Source organism: Amycolatopsis sp. VC5-11, from assembly GCF_037034185.1.
Lineage (GTDB): Bacteria > Actinomycetota > Actinomycetes > Mycobacteriales > Pseudonocardiaceae > Amycolatopsis > Amycolatopsis nivea.
The window spans coordinates 1-15,176 of the sequence record NZ_JBAGKF010000022.1 but is presented as its reverse complement, the minus strand read 5'-3'; the positions used below and the strand labels follow the sequence as shown (position 1 = coordinate 15,176).

Below are 15,176 nucleotides of genomic sequence, written 5' to 3'. Positions count from 1 at the left end.
GATTTCGTCAGGGGAACGCGACGCCGTACGCGGTGAGCAGCATGGCCGCGCCGAGCAGCACCGCGCCGCCGGTCGTGACGCTCATGCCGACGCGGGTGCGCAGCATCGCGAGGAAGAACCCGCCGGACTGCGCGAGCACGCCGAACAGCAGCAGGAAGCAGACGATCCAGCGCGCGGTGTCGCCGAGCCCGCCGTGCTCGACCAGCTGCAACGCGGCGAGCGTGAGGACGAGCAGCACACCGGCGTGCGCGTGTCCGGCGCGGAAGAACCCGCGTTGCTTCTCGGTGAGGTCACCGCGGCGCAGGACGCCGCTCAGCGCGTAGCCGCCGTACATGACGGTGGGCAGCGATACGAGCGCGATGACGGTGAACAACTGGACTGGGCCGTGCATGTTCGCCTCCTTGGGGTGCGGAGCGACCATAACACTGTTTTAAAACACTGTCACGAAACTTGTGGGTCCCCCTTGCCGGTGGCTGTCACCCGACGGTCGAGGGAATCGAGCGGCGGAGCGGACGACGGTGGACTGCGCTGAAGGACATGACTACGACCTCGATGCGGCGCCGCGCCCGATGGGCCGGTCTCGCCTTGTCCCTCGCCCTCGCCGGTCTGTGCTCGACCGCCCTGCCCGCGCAGGCCGCAGTGCCCGCCGCGCACCAGTTGGCGAAGAAGAAGCCGGTGCACATCAAGGCCGCACCGGTCAAGGCCAAGGTGCACAAAGGAGAGCAGATCCGGATCCACGGACACTTCGCGACCGGCCCGGCTGGCCGCGCCGACGACGACGGGATCTTGTACCTCCAGCAGCAAACCCAGGCCGGAGCGTGGGTGAACCTCGCCGCCGCCTCGTGCTCGCCGGACCACGACTTCGACCTCGGGATCCGGCTGAACGTCTCCGGGAGCTTGACGCTGCGGGTCTTCCATCCCGAATCCACGCTGTTCACCGCTGCGGTGTCGGCGGTGTTCACGGTCGTCGTGCTCTAGGAACCGATCCAGTAGGTGTCCGCGGCGGAGAACGGGCATCATGTCGGCGTGAGCCAGCCCGGGGATGCCGCTTCGCCGCAGGTGGCTTATGCCGACCAACTCCGCCAGCAATCGGCGACCTGCCGGTTGCTGGCGGAGAAGCAGCGCGAGAACACCGCCGTGTTCGAAGGCTTCGCCGAGCGAGGCCTTCCCGGTTCCGCCGAGATGGCGGTCCGCTCCGAACGGTCGGCGCGGTTTCTCGTGCTGCTCGCTTCGGTGATCGCGGAGCAGGCGATCGCGCACGACGAGCTGATGGCCGCCGGTGGGCCGGAGAATTCGCGCGCGTATGTGGAGTACGAGGCGACGACCCGGCGGTTGCGGGCGTTGTTGCCGACGGACAGCCTCACCGATTGAGCGGTTACGGCCGCGGAGTCTGCGCGTGGGTCAGCGCACCCACGATGTCCTCCGCCAGCAAAAGACTCGCCAAGCCGTGGCCGTGCTTTTCCCGGCGTACCAACGAAACCACGTTGTTGCTGAACGCGTCCCGCACCGGCCGGAAGACGAGCCGTCCGTCGCGGATTTCCTCTGCGATGTCGAATTCGCTCAGGAACGCGATGGCATCCCCGGACGCGGCGAGTCGTTTCATCGTCTCGATCGAGTTCGTGTGGAAAGCCGGTTCGATGTCGAGACCGGCCTTGGCGAAGGCTTCCGCGACGATGCCGTGGATGACCATCGACCGGTCGGCGAAGATCAGCGGATAGGGCGGGCACTGCGCGAGCGGGATCGGGTCCGCGCCGGCGAGCGGATGGTGCGGAGCGACGACCACGCCGAGCCTGGTGTTCATTTGCCAGCAGACCTCGAGGTGCGCGGACGGCGGGACGTTGAAGCCGAGCCCGAGATCGGCTTCGCTGGCCTCGACCGCGCGCAGGATTTCCTGCGTCGTCATCGTGCGGATCGAGATCCGGACTCGCGGGTGCCGGACCCGGAACGCCGCCGCGGCGGTGGCGACGACGCTGCTGGCCAGGCCGGTCATCGTGGCGATCACGACCTCGCCGCTGCCGAGGGCGTGCAGGTCGCGGATGTCCGCGACAGTCTCGCGGTACTGCTGCAGGGTGCGCCGGACGTGTGCGAGAAGCGCTTCCCCGGCTGGCGTCGGACGCATTCCGCGCGGCAGGCGGTCGAACAGCGGCTGGCCGAGTTCCGCTTCCAGGAGCAGGATCTGCCGGTTGATCGCGGACGGCGCGACGTGCAGCCGGGCACCGGCCGCGCGGATGGATCCGAGGCGCGCCACTTCGTCGATGTACTGCAGCAACCGGGAGTGGAGCACGGGCGGACCTCCTAAGCGTACGAAAAAAGAGTACACGTCGTACGAAAATGAATGCTTGTCAGCAACGGTGTCCGCCGGGTTCTATCAGTGCACCAACGACACCGAAGTGAGGACACCGTGCCGGAATCGCCGACTTATCCCCTGCTCGCGGCGGAAGACGTTGCCGCGCAAGAAGAGCACGTGCGGACGATCTTCGACATTCTCGCCGGCGAGCGGGAAGCGGACCTGCTGCTGCGCAATCTCACCATCGTCGACGTGCACACGGAAAGTGTCTATCCCGGCACGCTTCTCGTTTACCGGCAGCGGATCATCGCGCTGAACCCCGACGAGTCGATCGTGCGGGTGCGCGAGGTTTTCGACGGCGAAGGGCTTTACGCGATCCCCGGGTTGATCGACGCGCATCTGCACTTCGAATCGCAGCTCGCGCATCCGGCGGCGTTCGGGGAGGCGATCGTCCCGAGTGGAACGACCACGGTCTTCGGGGAAACCCTGGATTTCGCCAGCGCGGCCGGGGACGAGGCGGTGGAGGCGGTGCAAACCTTGTTTGCCGACCACGAAAAACTCCTGTACCGGCTTTACGCGTTCGCACCGGGGAAGAAGACCTCGACGGACGTCACCGAGGCCATGCTGAAGATGGATCCGGTGATCGGACTGGGCGAACTCGCTCACCTGTCCTACATGACCGGGGACGCCGACGACTTCCGCAAATCCGCGCTGGGCCGCGCGAATTCCGGATTCGTGAACTGCCACTGGGGCGTCACCGCACTGTCGGACATGCTGCTGAACTACATGCCCGCGATCGGCGTCGACAACAACCACGACGTCTGGAACGAGGACGACATCGAAAAGAGCGTCCGCTACGGCCTTAACACGCAGATCAAGTTCGGCGTCGGAAGTCCCGAGGTCATCCGGACTATGTTGCGTGCCATCGTGAAACGGCGCTGGCCCGCGGAGAACTTCCAGCTCTGCGCCGACAACATCTCGGTGGACCGAGTCCTGCGGCAGGGCCATATCGACTGGGTGATCTCGCTGGCGATCGAAATGGGCATGCCGCCGATCAAGGCGATCAAAATGGGCACCCTCTATGCCGCCCGTTCGTTCCGCAAGGACCGGGACCTCGGTTCGCTCAGCCCGGGCCGCTTCGCGGACATCGTCCTCACGGACAGTCTTGCGAAGATCAATCCGCGGTACGTGTTCAAGGGCGGCGAGTTGGTGGCCCGCGACCGCAAGCTGCTCAACCGCGTCGGCATCGATTACTCCAGCCTGGCCAAGAAACCGAAGCCGGGTCTCGCCGATCTGACTCCCGAGCAACTCGACCTGACGCCGATCGAAGTCTCCCCCGAAGGCGACCAAGCGAAGGTGCTGCTTTTCGACGTCTACGGCCGCGGACATCTCAAGTTCGCCCAAGAGATCTGGGTGCCGTTCCGCGACGGCGCGGTCGTGCCCGAGCACGAAGGCGAGCGGCTCAACCGGATTTCGGTCGTGCAGCGCTATCCCGACGGAGAGCGGCACATCGTCACCGGGTTGTTCAAGGGCGTTTCGATCGACCGTGGTGCGGTTTCGACCTTCTGGCCCGCCCCGTCGGCGTACTTCGTGAGTGTCGGCAGCGAGAGCACGGAGATGTGCGCCAACCTCAAGCAGCTGGACACACTGGTCGGCGGCTGCATCGTCACCGAAGACGGTGAGACAAAAGCCTGTCTGCCACTGGAATTCTACGGCGTGATGGCCGACATGAACCTCGCCGAACTCGTCGACGCGACCCGCTCAATCGACACCGCGCTCGAAAAACTGGGCAACCGCAACGAAGGCGAGCCCGTCGTCAACAAACTCCTGACCCTGTTCATCTCGCTCGACCGTTTCGGATTCATGAAGTAACCCTCAACGAGGAGGTCACGGTCGTGCCTTACGACAAAGACGCGGGAGTAATCGACAACGGAAACGTGGTGCGGCGCTGGATCACCTACATCGCCGGCATCTACCTGCTGACGCTCGGTCTCGGCCTGGCCATCCGGGCCGGGATCGGCATCTCCCCGCAAAGCAGCCTGACCCGCACGATGACGCTCGTGCTGCCGCCGCTCAGCCAGGGCACGTTCAATCTCATGCTCGAAGTGCTCATGCTCATCCTGACTTTCCTGGTGCTGCCAAGGGCATTCAAACTCCAGAACCTGTTCTCGCTGGTACCGGCACTGATCCTGGCCGCACTGCTCGACTTCAACCTGATGGCGACGAAGTGGATCTCCCTGGCCCCGTACGCGGCTAATCTCGCGTTGCTGTTCCTCGCCGACGCGATGCTGGCGTTCGGGCTCTTCCTGATGATCCGCGCCAATCTGGTGCTGATGCCGATCGACCTGTTCGTCAACACCCTGCAGAAGAAGACCGGCCGCAAATGGGGAAACATCAAGACTGTCTTCGACTGCACGCTGCTCGCGATTTCGGCAGGCATCGGGCTGATCTTCCTTGGCGGACCGCATTTCATCCGCGAGGGCACGATCATCAATGCCGTACTGGTCGGCCAGTACATCAAGCTCTATTTCTTCCTGTACAAGAAACTCCAGTCCCGCAAGCTCAAGCCCGTTGAAAGCGCAACGTGAACGTCGCGCCGACCCCAGGCTTGCCGAACGCGGCAATGGTCCCGCCGTGACCCGCGACGACTTCCTGCACCAACGCCAGCCCCAGTCCGAAGCGCCGTCCCTCGCCGTGCGCGCCGTGGGCGAACCGCTCGAAAAGGCGTTCCGCTTCGTGCTGTGGGAAGCCCGTCCCGGTGTCGCACACGCGCAGTTCGACGTGCCGAGCATCCGGGTTGGCGAGAATCACCTCGATCGACCCGCCCGGCGGCGTGTGCCCGATCGCGTTGTCCAGCAAGGCGGACAGCACTCGCCGCAACGCGGTCGGCACGCCCGGCACCACGTCCTCCAGGCCGGGCGAACGGCTCAGCCGGAGGTCCACCTGCCGGTCGTTCGCGCGGACCGATTCCGCCGCCACGGCCTGTTCCGCCAGCACCGCCAGCTGCACCGGTTCCAGATGCGGCCGCTCGGAACAGGCCTGCGCGGACAGCAGCAAATCGTCGACCACCGCGCCCAGCTCCCGGGTGCCTGAGACCAGGGTTTCCAGCTCGGCCGGTCCCGCACCGCCGCGCCGGGCGAGGAGTTGCGTGCGGGTGTGCAACCGGGTCAACGGCGCCCGCAGCTCGTGGGAAGCGTCGGCGACGAACGTCCGTTGTCGGCGCAGCGCCTCGCCCAACGGCCGGATCGCCCGCCCGGCCAGCAGGTATCCGCTGATCACCGAGATGATCAGCACCGCAAGCTCGGCCACCCCGAGCCCCAGCAGCAGCTGTTCCCGGTCCGAGATCAGGTAATGCTCGTTGAAGAACGCCTGCCAGACCTCGCCGTCGCGGTTGACCGTGCGGATGGTGTACGTCGCGCCGTCGAGCACGCGTTCTTCGGTTACCACGTCGCCGTCGTTCGGCACCGCGGGAATCGGCGGGAGCGCGAACGGCAGCCGCCCGGCAGGCGCGTGTCCCTGCGGCGTCACCAGGTAGGTGCAGCCGGGCGGGGTCGCGGAAAGCCCGTGTCCCAAAGCGAAATCCAGCTGCCGCTCGGTCTCCGCGGCCTGCCCGCGCAGCAGCACCCAGTACGCGATCGCGCCCGCGGCGAGCACGACGATCGTGATCACCACGGCGATCTGGCCCGCGATGATCCGCCGCGCGCGCCGCAGCGCACGCGCCTCCGGGGCGACGACGGTGGTCACACCGCCCCGATCTGGTAGCCGAGGCCGTGCACGGTCTTCACCACTCCGCGGCCCAGCTTCCGCCGCAGATAGTACACATATGTGTCCACAATGGACTCCGCGGCGGATTCGGTGAACACTCCCGCGCGCAGCGACGCGCGCGGGTGGATTGCCTTGGGCCGCTGGGCGAGCGTGCGCAACAGCTCGAACTCGCGTCCGGACAGTGTCACCCGCTCGCCGCGCGGCAGCACGACCTCGTGCCGCTGGAGGTCGAGCGCCGCCGCGCCGAGCGGGAGGGACTCGGCGTGCTCCGCGTCGCGGCGGCACAACGCGCGCACCCGGGCGAGGAGTTCGTCGGTCTCGAACGGTTTCACCAGGTAGTCGTCGGCCCCGGTGTCGAGGCCGTGCACCCGGTCGGCCAGCTCGCCCAGCGCGGACAGCACCAGTACCCGCGCGGGCACCGCCCTGCGGCGCAGCTGGGCCAGCACCGAAAGGCCGTCGACCACCGGCAGCCGCCGGTCGAGAATCACCACCGCGTGCCTTCCGGTGAGCCCGAGGTGCAGGCCGCGCTGTCCGTCGTGGGCCACTTCGGTCTCGTAACCTTCTCCGGCGAGCAATTCGACGAGCATCCCGGCGAGATCGCGATCGTCCTCGACCAGGAGCACCCGGGAAGCCGCCGGGGTCTCTGCCTCATCGTGCACAGGTCCATACTCGCAGTGATCCGGCCATCCGACCCTCGACTTTCGTAGGCAATCGCTCAGCTTCGCCCGCTCAGGAGAAATTCGGGCATTTCCCCGTCCGCGTACCGGCGGGCGTCGCGTTTGTCCAGCCAGCCGAGCACCGGCGAGGTCATGATCGTGGTGACGAGCGCGACGAGCACCAGGACGGTGAACAGCGCGGGCGAAACGATTCCGGCGGACAGCCCAACGTTCAATGCCACCAATTGCATCAGTCCGCGCGCGTTCACCAGCACGCCGATCCGCAGCGCGACCGGTTGCGGTTCGCCGGTCAGCCGTGCCGCGCCCCACGAGGCGCCCAGTTTCCCGACCACCGCGACCGCGATGCAGACCAGCGCGAACAGCAGCAGCTTCGGGTCGGCGAGCAGCGCGAACCGCGTGTTCAGGCCGGAGTAGGTGAAGAACAGCGGCAGGAACACGACCCGGCCGACCGGCATGATCCGCGCGAGCACCGCGTCGGCCGCCTCGCCGCGCGGGAACACCAGCCCGAGCACGAACGCGCCGAACACCGCGTACAGGCCGATGACGTCGGTGAACCACGCGGCGGCGAAGAGGAACATGGCGGTGACGAGCATCCGCTGATCCACCGACACCCGCGGGTTGGCCATCACCTTCACCGCGATCCGGCGGACCACCAGCCAGACCAGCAGCACGAACAGCACTCCGCCGCCGATGGCCGTCGCGATAGGACCGGCCGTACCGGCGTGCATGCCGAGCACGACGGCCAGCAGGATCCAGGCGAGGACGTCGTCGAGCGCGCCGCAGGCCAGCGCCAGCGAACCGAACCTCGTGCTGCCCAGGCCGCGTTCGGTGATGATCCGGGCCATCATCGGGAACGCGGTGATCGCGATCGCCACCGCGACGAACGCCGCCGAAACCACCGGCGACACCCCGGGTTTCAGGATCCCGGCCCAGTTCGCGCCGAGCACGCTCACCCCGACGCCGAGGGCGAGCGGCACGACGGTGCCCGCCGCGGACACTGCCGCCACGGTTCGACGGCCTTCCTTGAGCGCGCTCAGCCGGAATTCGTAGCCCGCGCCGAACATGTAGATGACCAGCCCGATCTGGCCGCCGAGGTACAGCAGCGTCCGCACCGAGTCCGGGAACAGCCATTCCTGCACGCCCGGCAACAGGAGTCCGAGCAGCGACGGGCCCAGCAGCACGCCGGTGACCATCTCGCCGACCACCGGCGGCTGCCCGAGCCGCACGGCGAGCGCGTTCACCGCGCGGCAGGCAGCCAGAATCACCACGGCCGCCAGGAAAAACGCGGGTGCGGCTTCTACGGCACTCATCGGGTTCCTCCCTGGAAGTGTTTGGTGCACAACCGGAGCCGGCGCGCGTCGAGCACCATGTAGGTGCCGAACACCAACTGCGCGAGGCTGCGCCACACGTCTTCCCAGCGATCCCGCACCGCCAGATAGGCCAGCGCGGTCCGCGGATTTCTCCGCGATCCGCGCGGCGTGACGAAAACCGGTCCGCGATTGGGAATCGACCGGGTGTGCGCGGCGCTCGTGGCGAGGGTGAACCGGCGCAGGAATTCCCTGGTGACCACCCGCATGGTCACCGGGGCGAGGCCGCGCGCGGGGCACGGCCGGTTCTGCGCGACGCCGAACGGCAAGAAATTTCTCTGCTGGTGCGCGGGGCAACCGGCCCAGCGCTCCGGGTCGAACTCGTCGGCCCGGTCCAGTCCGGCGTAGTGGAATTCCGGATAGCTGAACAGCAGCACGGTGCCGGCGTCGATGGTCCGGTCGGCCAGTTCGATGTCGCCGGTGCTGATCCGGTGCGCGATGCCGAACAGCGGGTACGTGCGAAGGCATTCGTCCAGCACGCGGTCGAAATACTCGTCGTCGTCCGGGTTTTCCGCGAGCCTCCGCTGCACCTGCGGATGTTCGGCGAGCACCATCAGCAGGTGCGCCATCGCCTCGGACATTTGCACGACCGCGGTGTTGAAGAACGTCCCTTGCAGGTAGAACACCTGCTCCTCGCGGGTGAGCCGCGACGGCAGCGGATGCGGTACGTCGTCGAGGCGGCGGCGCAGGTACGCGGTGAGCCGGGCGCGACGGCGCATGTTGCGCGGACGCACGCACTTCAGCGCGGACACGACGTCGTCGGCATGCCCGACTATCAGGTCCCGCGCCTCCGGCGGACACGGTTCGCCGAAGACCAGCTCGTAGTACAGCTCGGCCCAGACCGGCATCATCTCGTCGCGCAGCCGGAGCAGCCGTCCAGGCCCGGTTTCGATCCGGTCGAGCACGCGCGCGGCGACCCGTTCGGTCAGCGCCTGCGATTCCGCCTTCGACTTGACCAGGATGCTCCGGGTCGTTTTGGCGACCTCGTCGTAGCGCGGGCCCGGCTCCAGATGTTCCTGGTGCACCTGGGGTCCGGGCGCGAGCCAGTACCAGAACAGGTCGGACAGCGCGGCGCCCTCGCTGCGTCCGTCGGCGGCCGGATCGGCGTACACCCGGCGGAAGTCCTCGACCGGCACCGGGTAGCCCTCGTCCCCGTTGACCAGCGCGAAAATCCGGTTCCGCAACGCGACCACCCGGCCGGGCAGCCACTTCGGCGAGGTCGCGATCAGCCCGGCCGCTCCGGCGACCACGAGCCGCTTCATCGGACCAGGTCCGCGGTCAGCTCGCCGGGCGTGCGCGCCCCGCAGAGGCCGAGTGCGGTGTCCGTTTCCTCGCGCAGCCGTTCCAGCACTTCGGCGACCCCTTCCTGTCCCGCCGCGGCGAGGCCCCACAGCACCGGCCTGCCGACGCCGACCGCGTCCGCGCCGAGAGCGAGCGCCTTGACCACGTCCGCACCGCTTCGCACGCCGCCGTCGAGAAGAACCGGCACTTGACCGTCCACAACGGACACTATTTCCGGCAGTGCGGCCAGGCTCGAAATTGCGCCGTCGAGTTGCCGGCCGCCGTGGTTGGACACGAAAATCCCGTCGATTCCGGCCGCCACCGCCTGTCGGGCGTCGTCTGGATGCAGCACGCCTTTGAGCAGCAACGGCATTTTCGTGGCCGCGCGCAGCCAGCCCAGGTCTTCCCACGTCAGATCGACGGGCATCTCGATACTCCGCACGCGACCGGTGCTGTCGCGCATGTTCTCGGCGGCCATCCCCGGAGGAAGATCGTGGAACGAGTGGCGAAATTCGCGTTCTCGCCGTCCGCGCACCGCGGAATCGACCGTTATCACCAATGCCCGCGCGCCCGCGTTCTCCGCCCGACTGATGACCGCTTCGGTGAACTCGCGGTCTGACTGCACATACAGCTGGAACCACAGTACGTCCGCGACCTTGGCGACGTCCTCGACCGCCGTCGTCGAGGCCATACTGCACACGAAGACGGTGCCCGCTTCCGCGCTGGCTTGCGCGGTCGCGAGTTCTCCGTCCGAATGCGCGAGCCGGTGGAAAGCCGTCGGGCACACCAGAATCGGCATCGACAACGGCGATCCGGCGATTTCCACCGACAGGTCGCGTTTACCGACTCCACGCAGTGCCCGCGGCACGAGGACGCGGCGGCGGAATTCCTCTTCGTTGGCGCGCAACGTGTCTTCTCGCCCCGCGCCACCGGCGTAATAGTCGTAGTGCGCTGGTTCCATCCGTTCCCGCGCGATGGCTTCCAGCTCCGCGATCGTGCGCATGTCAGAGCTGCTTGGTGAAGAAGGCCGTCAACGCGTCCACGTGCACCGGGCGGTTCCACTCGTTTTCGAGGTTCTCGGTGACGTGGTGGGTCGCGACCAATTCGCCGCCCTGGTAATGCCGGACGATCGGGTGCAGGTAATGCCCTTCGCCGGAATCGTTCGCGACGTCCTGGCTCGCGCGGGTGACAGTGAAATCGAACGGGTCGATCTTGTCGTGGTCCGGCCCGTAGTCGAGAGTGATCACAAACGCGTCGGCACTCTTGCCCAGCGGAGTGTCCTGGAACCGGTCGACCGGGACTTCCTCGTAGTACCTGGCTTGGTCGCCGTCGACCACGAGGACGTCGGCGAGGAAGCCGAACTGCTGGTACAGCGCGGAAGTGCGGTTGATCCGGCGGATGACGGCGTCGACCAGTTCGCTGGTCTTGTTGGCCACCACCGTGTTCGGCCATTCGGTGTCGTGGTAACGCTCGTCAAGCACCTTGGAAAGCGCGCGGACGCCGTAGCGGTAGCCATGGATGAACGCGCTGGTGGCTTTCTTGAAATCGCGGACCTGGGTGATCGTCCCGGCGAAGTAAAGTCCGGGCACGTTCACCGATTCCCACGACGACGTCTGCGCCGGGAACCGGTTGTTGATCGTCATCTCCGGACGGCAGTCTTCGTCGAACATCGAGGCGTCGAACCGGAATCCGGTGGCCGCGATGACCCGGTCGTAACGGATCTCCTTCACCAGTTCATTGGCGCGGGCGAAGGCGAACTTGACGTGGTAGCCGTCGTCGTCCTTGGTGATCTCGCGGACGTCGCCGTCGAGAATCGCGTGCTGCAGTTTCAGCTGGTACATGTCGAGCACGCCGGCGTTGTATGCGCGGAGATGCCCGACGAAGTGCGTGCGCCAGGCGAGTTTGACCGGTCGCGGGCCCGCGACGTGCAGCACCGCTGCGTAAGCATTAAGACTGTCGGCCGTCTCGAAAGCGGAGTTTCCCTTGCCCAGCACGAGAACGCGCTGGTTGATGAACTGCTCCGGCTCGATGTCGTAATCGGCGTACTGGTCGACCAGTTCCATGCCCGGTACGTCCGGGACATACGGCTTGGTCACGCCGGTCGCCATGATCAGCCGCCGCGCGCTGAACGTTTCCCCGTCCGCCGCGGTGACCGTGAAGACGTCGTCCGCGCGCGAAATTCGCGCAACCTCGGTGTCGTACCGGATTCTGACGTCGTGTTTCGCCGCGTAATCGGCGGTGTAGCGCAGGAACGCTTCCGCGGGCGGGAACATCTCCGCGCTGTAGTCGGTGAAGACGAGCGGGTCCGGCCCGTCGTCGAGCAGCGAGTTCCAGTCGACCCGGAGGTTCAGCTCTGGGTCGGTCCATCCGGTGTACTTCTTGTTGACCGAGATGAGCGTGCGGTGCCGGGGAAAGCGCGTGAAGAACGCGGCGGGCACGGACCCGCGCTCCAGGACCAGGTAGCTGCGCCCGGCCCCGCCCAGCTGCCGCCCGAGCTGCAATCCCGCCGGCCCGGCTCCGACCACCAGGTAGTCCAGCACGTCCGCCATGAAACCGACCTCCCGCGTCGCCTTGATCTGACGGCGATCAGAGTGGTCGGAAGATCTCAGAAATCCCTCAGAACGTACCCGGTCTTCGGGACACCGGTGCCCCGCTTCCGTCGCGGGGCACCGGCTTCAGCCGCTACTTGCCGGTGACGCGCGCGAGCGCCTCCGGGTACCGCGCACCGGCGACCGCCTCGAGCGGAGCGGCCTTCTCGATGGCCGCGATGTCCTCTTCGGACAGTTCCAGCTCGGCCGCGCCGACGTTCTCTTCCAGGTACTTCCGCCGCTTCGTGCCCGGGATCGGCACGACGTCGGAGCCCTTGGCCTGCACCCAGGCGAGCGCCAGCTGCCCCGCGGTGACCCCCTTGTCCGCGGCCAGCGCGCGCAGCGCCTCGACAATCGCCATGTTGCGCGCGAAGTTGTCCTCGGCGAACCGCGGCAGGCCGCGCCGCATGTCGCCCTCGGGCAGCTCCTGCACCGAGGTGACGGCACCGGTCAGGAACCCGCGCCCCAGCGGCGAGAACGGCACGATTCCAATCCCCAGCTCCCGGCAGGTGCCGAGAATCTCGTCCTCGATGCCGCGCGTCCACAGCGACCACTCGCTCTGCAGCGCGGTGACCGGATGCACCGCGTGCGCCCGGCGGATCGTGTCCGCACCCGCCTCGGAGATCCCGGCGAAACGGATCTTCCCGGCCTGGACCAGCTCGGCGAGCGCGCCCCAGGTCTCCTCGATCGGGACGTTCGGGTCGACGCGATGCTGGTAGTAGAGGTCGATGTGGTCGACCCCGAGCCGCTGCAGCGATTCGTCGCAGCACTGCTTCGCGTACGCGGCGTCACCGCGTGCGGTCATGCCCTGATCGGTGTGCACGATGCCGAACTTCGTCGCGAGAACCACCTGGTCGCGACGGTCCGCGATCGCCTTGCCGACGAGCTTCTCGTTCTCCCCCGCGCCGTACACGTTGGCCGTGTCGAGCAGGGTCACCCCCAGGTCCAGCGCCCGGTGCACGGTGGCGACGGACTCGCCGTCGTTGTCGCGCACGCCGTAGGCCGAGCTCATCCCCATGCAGCCGAGCCCCTGTGCCCCGACCTCCAGTGCGCCGAGCTTCCTCGTACCGATCACGCGGAAATTCCCTCCATCTCGGGCGCGACGCCGAAGGCCTTGCGCTCGATCTGCTCGTAGTTGGCGATCTTGTAGTCCAGAATGTCGAGACAACCCTGCAGTTCGGCGATCCGGTCGGCGACCGACTGCCGCTGCTCCACGAGGATCGCCTTGCGCCGTCCCGCGCTGGCCACCCCGTGCCTGCGCAGCGAGGCGTACTCGCGCATGCTCTTGATCGGCATCCCGGTGAGCCGCAGCTTCGTGAGGAAGCCGAGCCAGTTCAGGTCCTCGTCGGAGTAGGCGCGCCGCCCCGCCGAGTCTCGTGCGGGCGGTTCGAGAAGCTTGATCCGTTCGTAGTACCTGAGGGTGTCGATCGACAGGCCGCTACGTCGTGCGGCTTCCGCTATCGAGTAGCTCATGCGCTCGACAGTACGACCTGGAGTGCACTCCAGGTCAAATCTTAAAACGACGGTCACGGTCGCGTTTTATAACGTTGTTGCGTTACGCTGGGTACATGCCTCGCCCCCGTACCCATGACGAAACCCTCCGGCTGAAGCTCCTGGACCGGGCAGGCGAACTGATCTCCGCGGACGGCCCCAAGGCCCTGTCGCTGCGCAAACTGGCCGCCGACTCCGGCACGTCGACCACCGCGGTGTACTCGCTGTTCGGCAGCAAACCGGACCTGGTGAACGCGCTGTACGTGGAAGGCTTCCGCCGCTTCGGCGCCCGCCTGGCGAAGGTCCCCCTGTCCGGCGACGCAGTAGCCGACCTCGTGCGGCTGGGCATCGCGTACCGAGAAAGCGCCCTAGCCGACCCGCACCTGTACGCGATCATGTTCAGCCGCTCCGTGCCGGGCTTCGAACCCAACGCCGAGGCCGACGAGGTCGCGCAAGCCACCCTCGCCCCGCTGATGGGCGTCGTCCGCACCGCGGTGTCGTCCGGCCAGTTCCAGGACGTCGCGCCGGAACTGATCACCGTCAGCCTGTGGGGTTTCGTGCACGGCCTGGTGTCCTTGGAACTGTCCGGCCGCCTCCCGGACGGCTTCAGCGTTTCCGACGCGTACGAGAAAGCCTTGCACGCCAACGCTTCCGGATGGCTTACCTAGCCCCGTACTGCCGGTCCCCCGCATCGCCGAGCCCCGGCACGATGAACCCGGAATCGTTGAGCCGCTCGTCAATGCTCGACGTGACCACCCGCAGCGGCAGCCCAGTCTGCTCCAGATGCGCCAACCCTTCCGGCGCGGCGAGCGCACAGATGGCGGTGACGTCAGTAGCACCACGATCGGTCAGCAGGCGAATCGTGTACTCCATCGAGCCACCGGTCGCGAGCATCGGATCAAGCACCAGCACCGGCCGATCCGAGAGCGACTCAGGCAGCGACTCGAGATACGGGGTCGGCTTGAGCGTCTCCTCGTCACGAGCGAGCCCGACGAACCCCATCTGCGCGTCCGGGATCAGCTTGTGCGCCTGATCAGCCATGCCAAGCCCCGCCCGCAACACAGGCACCAGCAACGGCGGACTGGCAAGCCGATAAGCGTCAGTGCGCGCGACCGGAGTATGAATGCGCTCAGTACGAACCGGCGCGTCCCGCATGGCTTCATAGACGAGCATGACAGTCAACTCATGCAGCGCGGCCCGGAACGCAGCACTGTCAGTCCGAGCGTCCCGCATGGTCGAGAGACGAGCCTTGGCCAGCGGGTGATCGACTACCTGCACATCCATAGCGCACAACTTAGCCGCCCGTTTCGGACCCGCCACTCTTTCCCCCGCACGTTCGTGGGCCCCATTACGTCGTGAGGGCCACCCTCACATCCCCTGATTCCCGCAGGGTTCCCCTCACGACCATGCTCCGGAGGTGAGGGGCCCCTTCACGGACCTGGATTCCCTCAAGGAGCCCTTCACGACCCACCCCGCCACCGCAGCCACCGGGATGCTTCCCCAATGTGGCATTGGGTGCGTCGGATGCACCCAATGTGGCGTTCGGTGCGTCAGATGCACCCAATGCCACATTGGGGCGCTAACCCCACCCAAACCGCAGCCGGTGCACCCAGCACCGAGGACCCCAGCCGCACCGACGCACCCAACGAGCCAGGCACCTGGCCCTTCCCCGCAGCCAATGCACCCAACCATCGATGCACCCAGCCCCACCCGCAGCCGA

At 67.0% G+C, this 15,176-nt stretch carries 16 protein-coding genes; 5 read left to right on the top strand and 11 right to left on the bottom strand.

Annotated features, from left to right (window positions below):
* Nucleotides 1–7: 7 nt before the first annotated feature.
* Nucleotides 8–391, bottom strand: a complete 384-nt coding sequence (locus WA670_RS39200) for a hypothetical protein (RefSeq protein ID WP_037816084.1) — start codon at nt 389–391, stop codon at nt 8–10.
* 146 nt (nt 392–537) lie between these two features.
* Here WA670_RS39200 and WA670_RS39195 point away from each other — a divergent pair, with 146 nt between their 5' ends.
* Both WA670_RS39195 and WA670_RS39190 read left to right on the top strand, forming a co-directional pair.
* Nucleotides 538–978 (top strand): hypothetical protein, encoded by a 441-nt coding sequence (locus tag WA670_RS39195; protein ID WP_037816085.1) that lies wholly within the window; start codon nt 538–540, stop codon nt 976–978.
* 48 nt (nt 979–1,026) lie between these two features.
* The gene (locus WA670_RS39190) at nt 1,027–1,371 is read left to right on the top strand and encodes a hypothetical protein (RefSeq protein WP_336161136.1); all 345 of its coding nucleotides are present in this window, start codon (nt 1,027–1,029) and stop codon (nt 1,369–1,371) included.
* 4 nt (nt 1,372–1,375) lie between these two features.
* On the opposite strand, the gene WA670_RS39185 is transcribed toward WA670_RS39190, so the two are convergent.
* Nucleotides 1,376–2,284, bottom strand: a complete 909-nt coding sequence (locus tag WA670_RS39185; RefSeq protein ID WP_037816087.1) for a LysR family transcriptional regulator — start codon at nt 2,282–2,284, stop codon at nt 1,376–1,378.
* Between the two features lie 117 nt (nt 2,285–2,401).
* On the opposite strand from WA670_RS39185, the gene WA670_RS39180 reads away from it, so the two are divergent.
* Together WA670_RS39180 and WA670_RS39175 are read left to right on the top strand one after the other, a co-directional pair.
* Entirely contained in the window at nt 2,402–4,159 is a 1,758-nt protein-coding gene (locus WA670_RS39180; RefSeq protein WP_336161135.1) for an adenine deaminase C-terminal domain-containing protein, read from the top strand.
* A 23-nt stretch (nt 4,160–4,182) separates the two neighbouring features.
* Nucleotides 4,183–4,875, top strand: coding sequence for a YczE/YyaS/YitT family protein (locus WA670_RS39175; protein ID WP_134732540.1), 693 nt, complete (start codon nt 4,183–4,185; stop codon nt 4,873–4,875).
* On the opposite strand, the gene WA670_RS39170 is transcribed toward WA670_RS39175, so the two are convergent.
* From WA670_RS39170 to WA670_RS39135, 8 genes are all read right to left on the bottom strand, one after another.
* On the bottom strand, nt 4,850–6,031 hold the full coding sequence (locus WA670_RS39170) for a sensor histidine kinase (RefSeq protein ID WP_134732538.1): 1,182 nt from the start codon (nt 6,029–6,031) through the stop codon (nt 4,850–4,852). The genes WA670_RS39175 and WA670_RS39170 overlap by 26 nt on opposite strands.
* Nucleotides 6,028–6,675, bottom strand: coding sequence for a response regulator transcription factor (locus tag WA670_RS39165; RefSeq protein WP_037816092.1), 648 nt, complete (start codon nt 6,673–6,675; stop codon nt 6,028–6,030). Before WA670_RS39165 ends, WA670_RS39170 begins: the two co-directional genes overlap by 4 nt.
* Before the next feature lie 92 nt (nt 6,676–6,767).
* Nucleotides 6,768–8,039, bottom strand: coding sequence for a cation:proton antiporter (locus WA670_RS39160; RefSeq protein WP_336161134.1), 1,272 nt, complete (start codon nt 8,037–8,039; stop codon nt 6,768–6,770).
* Nucleotides 8,036–9,358 carry a cytochrome P450 gene (locus tag WA670_RS39155; protein WP_037816095.1) on the bottom strand — a complete coding sequence of 441 codons (1,323 nt, stop codon included), beginning with the start codon at nt 9,356–9,358 and terminating at the stop codon, nt 8,036–8,038. Before WA670_RS39155 ends, WA670_RS39160 begins: the two co-directional genes overlap by 4 nt.
* On the bottom strand, nt 9,355–10,380 hold the full coding sequence (locus tag WA670_RS39150; protein ID WP_037816096.1) for an alpha-hydroxy acid oxidase: 1,026 nt from the start codon (nt 10,378–10,380) through the stop codon (nt 9,355–9,357). Before WA670_RS39150 ends, WA670_RS39155 begins: the two co-directional genes overlap by 4 nt.
* 1 nt (nt 10,381) lies before the next feature.
* Nucleotides 10,382–11,926, bottom strand: coding sequence for an NAD(P)-binding domain-containing protein (locus WA670_RS39145; RefSeq protein WP_336161133.1), 1,545 nt, complete (start codon nt 11,924–11,926; stop codon nt 10,382–10,384).
* Nucleotides 11,927–12,059: 133 nt separating this feature from the next.
* Complete coding sequence (locus tag WA670_RS39140; RefSeq protein WP_336161132.1) at nt 12,060–13,040, bottom strand: aldo/keto reductase; 981 nt, start codon at nt 13,038–13,040, stop codon at nt 12,060–12,062.
* Entirely contained in the window at nt 13,037–13,438 is a 402-nt protein-coding gene (locus tag WA670_RS39135) for a MerR family transcriptional regulator (protein ID WP_009072633.1), read from the bottom strand. The genes WA670_RS39140 and WA670_RS39135 overlap by 4 nt, the downstream gene beginning before the upstream one ends.
* 95 nt (nt 13,439–13,533) lie before the next feature.
* Here WA670_RS39135 and WA670_RS39130 point away from each other — a divergent pair, with 95 nt between their 5' ends.
* Nucleotides 13,534–14,124, top strand: coding sequence for a TetR/AcrR family transcriptional regulator (locus WA670_RS39130; RefSeq protein ID WP_037816100.1), 591 nt, complete (start codon nt 13,534–13,536; stop codon nt 14,122–14,124).
* Here the strand turns inward: WA670_RS39130 and upp are convergent.
* On the bottom strand, nt 14,117–14,740 hold the full coding sequence (gene upp, locus WA670_RS39125) for a uracil phosphoribosyltransferase (protein WP_037816101.1): 624 nt from the start codon (nt 14,738–14,740) through the stop codon (nt 14,117–14,119). The two genes, WA670_RS39130 and upp, sit on opposite strands and share 8 nt — an antisense overlap.
* Nucleotides 14,741–15,176 lie beyond the last annotated feature (436 nt).